Raw genomic sequence first — 5,735 nt, 5'->3', positions numbered from 1 at the left:
TGACTTAACTATTCATAGGAATTGTTCAGGTTTCTTGTGCATCCCTGTTTTACAGGGTTATTCCATTTTTGTCAATGAACAATATGTTTCAACATTTATTAGCAAAAATTTGCCAAACTACAGTAATATATTAAAGCAAATTTTTTCAGCCAAGTCAACTAATTTTTTTGTTTTTGTAATTGATTCTGTTTCTGAATATATTCTCAAAACCGGCTCGGTACCCGACGGCCGAAGCAAGAGCCAGTTGCCATCTTCAAAAATTATCTTTGTACCATCGTAAGACCTTACTTCTTTTATTGGAAACGCGAATTGTCGCGAATTAACATCCGAATTATTACAAATTTTTTGTTCAATATCCTTAATAAAAATTTTTTTGTCAATAGGTTTCAAAAGTTTTATATCCCTCCTTAAAAAATATGACTTCCCAAATCGTTTTTGTAAATTATCTACAAGTAACGATAGTTTCTTTTTGGTTTTTTGTAGCATCTCATAAATCAAAAGTGCGTTTAAGATACCATCGCGTTCAAGAAGCCCACCCGTAAAACCGTAACCGCCGGATTCTTCACCACCAAGCAAAACATCCTCATTCAACATTTTTTCACAAACATATTTAAACCCGACGGGCACTTCTTCAAATGGTAGTGAAAACTTTTTTGCAATTCTTTCCGATAAATAGCCAAGCGAAATTGTCTGGACAACCTTGCCTTTTATTTTTTTGTATTCTGTAAGATACAGCAGAATCAACGGAAAAACAATATGTGGTGGCAGATACCTGCCTTTATCATCTATAACACCCAATCGGTCGGCATCACCATCAAAAGCAAAGCCTACATCTGCACTGTTTTTTACAACCACCTTTTTTAATTCAGCAAGATTTTCTTCTATTGGCTCAGGATTCATATTTGAAAATAATGGTTCTCGGTAATTATGTATTGAAATAATTTTTTTCTCGTTTTTAAGTAATTGCTCAAAAATACCAGAGCCACTACCGTGCATAGAATCAATTACAACTTTCATTCGGTTCAATTTTGCTGAAGGGTTCAATTTGACAACTGATCTAAGATATTCTTTGTAATCGGTTAGAATATCAACTGTTTCTATTTTATCACTGCCAGTTTTTACATCAGTTTTGTAAAGATTTTGCGAAATCGTATCAACAACTTTTTCGGATACTGACCCACCATAATGCATTTTAAGTTTCAGCCCATTCCAGATGGGCGGGTTATGGCTTGCAGTAAGCATCACGCCAAGACAATCATATTTTTTACAGGCAAATGAAACCGATGGTGAGGTTACAGATGTTTGTGAAATTATAACATTGATTTTGTTTCCAGCAAACACCTTGGCAACTTCTTGTGCAAATTTTTCAGAGAGGAACCGATTATCGTAACCAATAACTACAGATGAGAGATGGGAGATAGGCGATTGGAGTAAAGAATTTTTATCTCCTATCCCATATCTGCTATCTCCTATCTGTTTTAAATAGTCTGCAATTGCTTGTGTGACGATACGGACATTCTCAAAAGTAAAATCTTTTGCAATAATACCACGCCAGCCATCAGTACCGAAACAAATTGTTCTTATGTTCTTGTGTTCCTGTGTTCTTGTGTTAACGGCCATAATCATCTTCTAACCGAACTACATCCCGAACCTGTGGTGTTGAGACCTCAATCAATGTGACATCACAAAATTTTGCGAACATCCGATGAGTTTTTTTATGCGGTATGACAATTACCGTTCCTTCGTTCATTATTTTCTTGCTATTGCCAAATTCCATTATGTATCTACCTTTGAGCGTATAGAGTGTTTCGTGTTTTATCCTGTGATACTGTTTGCTCAACCGATGTCCTTTTTTGATAAAAAGCAGTTTGCCAACATATTTTTTTGTATGCGCAAACCAGACCTCTTTTCCCCATGGTTTTTTTACAATCTTCATAATCACTGATTACCACAGATTTACATTGCAGATTACCGCTGATAAATCTGCGGACATCTCTGTTTTATATCTGCAACATCTGCGTTTATCATAGTTTGCTGTGCTTTCTTATCAGTGTCTTATCACCGATAGCACAACCCGCTGTAAGATACGCATTCGCTTCTATAATACAATTTTTGCCGACAACCGATTTTTCAATTCTGCTATTTTTGTTTACTGCCGTTTTATCCAGAATTATGCAATCGGAAAGGAAACAACCGTTCCCGATTTTGACATTGTTTCCTATACAAACATTACCTGAAATTGTTGTGTTGCTTTTAATTACGGAGTTGGAGCCGATAACCAACCGGCCGAAAATTCTGACATTTTTGTCAACCCGTGATTCTTTGCTGATTACATTTTTTTTCATACTGCCTATCAAATCATAATGAACCTGGAGATATTTATCCGTAGTGCCTATATCAATCCAATAACCTGAATAGACATATCCATAAAACGGAATTTTTTTGCTCAGCAGTTTTGGAAAAAGTTCGCGTTCTACCGAACAAACAGTATTTTTTTCCATCTCATCAAAAATCGGTGGTTCTAAAATGTATGTGCCCGCATTGATTGTATCACAGGTTATTTGGTTTAATGACGGTTTTTCTAAAAACTGGACAATCTGGCCTGTTTTTGTGGTTTCAACCAGCCCGAAACTTGACGGGTCCTGAACATGCACTAATGAAACAGTTGCTTTTGACTTTCTTGATTTATGGAATTCAAGCATTTTTGACAGATTGAGGTCAGTAAGTACATCACCATTAAATACAAACACCGGGCAGTCCACAAACTTTTGGGCATTTTTGATAGCGCCACCAGTCCCAAGTGGTTTTTCTTCAATCGCATACAAAATTTTTACACCAAACTTTTTGCCATCACCAAAGTATTTTTTGAATTCCGATGGTAAATATGCCATACATAATATAATCTCGTTGATACCATATTTTTTGATATGTTCTATTTGATACAAAAGAAACGGCTTATTAAGCACCGGTAAAAGCGGTTTAGGCGTATTACAGGTTAGAGGTCTCAATCGTGTCCCAAGCCCACCAATCAAAATGATTGCTTTCATATTGTCGCTTCATTCCTTTTACCCGAATAACACATCACGAATGTTATCACGAATTATTACGAATAAAACCTTGCCAGTATTCGCGTTCATTCGTGATGTTTGCCTTTATTCGTATGCCTTTATTCGTGTTTTAAAATATTCAAATGTTCTTTTCAGCCCTTCTGTAAAATCTACTTTCGCAGACCAGCCAAGCACTTTTTTTGCTTTCTTAACATCTAACGAGCTTTTGAAAAGCTCGCCAGTTCTTGGCGGCTTATAAACCGGTTTTTTAGAGTATTTTGTTATTTTTGCTAACTCGTAAAAAAGTTGATTTACCGAGTTTGTTGTACCTCTTCCTATATTAAAAATCGCATTTTCGCCTTTTTTGAGTGCTATTAAATTAACATCAACAATATCAGATACAAAAATATAATCACGCAACTGTTCTCCATCACCAAAGATATTTATTTCACTGTTTGATAAAATCCGGTTGATAAAAATTGCTACAACACCTGCCTCACCATGCGGGTCCTGACGGGGTCCATAGACATTCCCGTAACGGAGTGCGACATATTTAAGCCCGTAGGTTTTGGCATAATAATTCAGATAGTATTCCGTAATGCGCTTTGTAATTCCGTACGGAGAAAGTGGCTGTGGAATCTTTTTTTCTGACGGCGCAATTTTTCCGCACTCGCCGTACATAACCCCGCCTGAAGACGCAAAAACGAATTTTTTAACCCTGTTTCTAACGGAATTTTCCAGAAGATTTATGGTGCCTATAACATTCGTTTTTGCATCAAATACCGGGTCTGCAATAGATTTGCGAACATCAATTTGGGCTGCGTGATGATTTACAATATCAGGTTTTTCGGTCTCAAAAATCTGTGTAATCTTTTTGGTATCTGTGATATCTGCGAGATAAAATTTCGCTTTCGGATTCAAGTTTTCTTTTTTGCCTGTTGATAAATTATCCACAATAGCAACACTGTACCCTGCATTGATATATGCATCAACTATATTTGAGCCGATAAACCCCGCCCCGCCAGTAATTAAAATTTTCATATCTGAAAATTTTACTAACATGCTCCTTTTTGAGACAGAATTACCTGAATCGTTTTTGCCATTATCCTTAAATCCAAAGCAACCGACCAATTCTCAAGATAATAAATATCCAGCCGAATCATCTCTTCATATGAGATATCGCTTCTGCCGGAAACCTGCCAGAGCCCTGTGATACCTGGAAGGACTTTCAGTCGCCGTTTGGCAATATCATCATAATGGTCTGCTTCCCACAAAACCTGAGGACGCGGTCCTACGATTGACATCTCACCTTTTAACACATTTATAAACTGCGGTATCTCGTCAATAGAATATCGTCTTAAGAATCTGCCTATTTTTGTAATTCGCGGGTCGTTTTTTAACTTAAAAACCGGACCTTTTCGTTCAGAAAGATGTTTTAGACTATCTAACATTTTATCAGCATGTTCAACCATTGTTCTGAATTTTATAAAATCAAAATCTCTGCCTCGCAGTCCTCTTCGTTTATGTCTGTAAAAAACAGGTCCGCTATCTTCAAGTTTTATGAGGAGTGCTATTAACAAGAGTGAATACACTGTAAAAACAAGAACAAGTATTGAAATAACTACATCCATTAACCGTTTAATATAAAAGTTCCAGCCGTAAAGTGAGATCGCTTTCAGCCGAAAAACTGGCAGTCCTAAAAACTCGTCAATCACCACCTCACCAAGCGCCAACTCCAGAATATCAGGCACGAACCTGAAATCAACACCTAAATCCTCGCAGATGTTTGAAATCCTGATGGTTTCTTTATGTGCGGTATGGCTCTGTGAAAAAATAACTTCGTTTATATTGTAATTATTGATAAAATTTTTAAGATGTTCTTCATCGGTAAAATGTGAATAGTGAACTTCAAAACCTTTTCTGTGTTTTAGGATTTTTTTTATATCGTCTGCTATTTTGCCACTACCTAACACAAGAATCTTATGTGTGCCGAGCAAAAGATTGCTGACATAGATGTTAACGAATCTGACAATCTCGTGGAATAAAAATATCATTATTACATTTATAGTAAACGCAATCGCAAGCATTATTCTAGAAAATGTGAATTCACGATACAGAAATGTCAGTGCTGAAATAACAACAGTCCCCAAAAATACACCTTTAAGAATCTTCAGGAATTCACCGACGGTATCTATTCGTCGTTCAGCATAAAAGCCTGTATAAACAAAAATCAAAATCCATAAAAAAATTACAACAAGGATTGCATTATGATAGATGCTGAAATCCGGTGTGCCATGAATAACAGGTATTAATCCTGAATAAAACCTTATCCAATATGAAAAAACAAACGAGAAATAGACTGCTATAATATCAGCAACAAATAAAGCAACTGGAAATATTATTTTTCTCAATTTTGTTTTCATATAGTGCTCTGTTAACTAAATAAATGTATGATTTCACAGATAGGCACAGATGAAATGCTACAAGATAAGCACAGATTTTGTGTATATCTGTGCTCATCTGTTTCTTCTAATCTGTGTTAATCTGTGTTGATGCAACTATTATTTACTGTAGTTTGGCAAATTTCCCATTTCTCTAATGAGAAATAGGGTGGTCTGATTCATCAGACACGCTTGCTAATAAATGCTGAGACATATTATAAAGGAACCTATAAAAAATTGACGTGAA

Annotated in this window: 5 protein-coding genes; all 5 read right to left on the bottom strand. The window is 36.0% G+C overall.

Annotated features, from left to right (window positions below; genetic code table 11):
* Positions 1 to 117 precede the first annotated feature (117 nt).
* The 5 genes from AB1349_12530 to AB1349_12510 all read right to left on the bottom strand — a co-directional run bounded on the left by AB1349_12530 (position 118) and on the right by AB1349_12510 (position 5,470).
* A complete protein-coding gene (locus AB1349_12530) occupies positions 118 to 1,626 on the bottom strand; it encodes a phosphoglucomutase/phosphomannomutase family protein (protein MEW6558154.1) in 1,509 nt (502 codons plus the stop codon).
* The gene (locus AB1349_12525; GenBank protein ID MEW6558153.1) at positions 1,610 to 1,936 is read right to left on the bottom strand and encodes a cupin; all 327 of its coding nucleotides are present in this window, start codon (positions 1,934 to 1,936) and stop codon (positions 1,610 to 1,612) included. Before AB1349_12525 ends, AB1349_12530 begins: the two co-directional genes overlap by 17 nt.
* Before the next feature lie 88 nt (positions 1,937 to 2,024).
* Positions 2,025 to 3,047 carry an NDP-sugar synthase gene (locus AB1349_12520; GenBank protein MEW6558152.1) on the bottom strand — a complete coding sequence of 341 codons (1,023 nt, stop codon included), beginning with the start codon at positions 3,045 to 3,047 and terminating at the stop codon, positions 2,025 to 2,027.
* 105 nt (positions 3,048 to 3,152) lie between these two features.
* Positions 3,153 to 4,088: an NAD-dependent epimerase/dehydratase family protein gene (locus AB1349_12515; protein ID MEW6558151.1), complete on the bottom strand. Its 936-nt coding sequence runs from the start codon at positions 4,086 to 4,088 to the stop codon at positions 3,153 to 3,155.
* A 14-nt stretch (positions 4,089 to 4,102) separates the two neighbouring features.
* Complete coding sequence (locus AB1349_12510) at positions 4,103 to 5,470, bottom strand: sugar transferase (GenBank protein MEW6558150.1); 1,368 nt, start codon at positions 5,468 to 5,470, stop codon at positions 4,103 to 4,105.
* Between the last annotated feature and the right edge of the window lie 265 nt (positions 5,471 to 5,735).

This window comes from Elusimicrobiota bacterium (genome assembly GCA_040757695.1).
Lineage (GTDB): Bacteria > Elusimicrobiota > UBA8919 > UBA8919 > UBA8919 > JBFLWK01.
The sequence above is the reverse complement of the archived record's forward strand: the minus strand, read 5'-3'. Positions and strand labels throughout refer to the sequence as shown.

Excerpts from the sequence above, each read along its gene's own strand:
- AB1349_12525 (MEW6558153.1), bottom strand. The coding sequence starts at position 1,936 with ATGAAGATTGTAAAAAAACCATGGGGAAAAGAGGTCTGGTTTGCGCAT.
- AB1349_12520 (MEW6558152.1), bottom strand. The coding sequence starts at position 3,047 with ATGAAAGCAATCATTTTGATTGGTGGGCTTGGGACACGATTGAGACCT.
- AB1349_12510 (MEW6558150.1), bottom strand. The coding sequence starts at position 5,470 with ATGAAAACAAAATTGAGAAAAATAATATTTCCAGTTGCTTTATTTGTT.
- AB1349_12530 (MEW6558154.1), bottom strand. The coding sequence starts at position 1,626 with ATGATTATGGCCGTTAACACAAGAACACAGGAACACAAGAACATAAGA.
- AB1349_12515 (MEW6558151.1), bottom strand. The coding sequence starts at position 4,088 with ATGAAAATTTTAATTACTGGCGGGGCGGGGTTTATCGGCTCAAATATA.